The sequence below is a fragment of the Mesorhizobium sp. M1A.T.Ca.IN.004.03.1.1 genome (genome assembly GCF_003997555.1).
Taxonomy (GTDB): Bacteria; Pseudomonadota; Alphaproteobacteria; order Rhizobiales; family Rhizobiaceae; genus Mesorhizobium.
In genome coordinates this window covers 1-238 of sequence record NZ_RZTV01001034.1, presented here as the reverse complement: position 1 = coordinate 238, position 238 = coordinate 1, and the positions used below count along the sequence as shown (strand labels likewise).

Annotated in this window: 1 pseudogene; it reads left to right on the top strand. The window is 65.1% G+C overall.

What is annotated here, in order from left to right:
• Positions 1-238, top strand: a pseudogene (locus tag EOD29_RS34815) (thiamine pyrophosphate-binding protein); the annotation flags it as partial.

Below are 238 nucleotides of genomic sequence, written 5' to 3'. Positions count from 1 at the left end.
CCGCGGGTGTCGCGCATGTCAACCGCATTCCCGTTCTCTTCCTGCCCGGCGACGTCTTCGCCAACCGCGCGCCGGATCCGGTGCTGCAGCAGATCGAGGATTTCGGCGACGGCACCGTATCAGCCAATGATGCATTCCGCCCGGTTTCGCGCTACTTCGATCGGATCACCCGGCCGGAGCAGATCATCACGGCGCTGAAGCGCGCCATGCAGGTGCTGACCGATCCGCTCGATTGCGG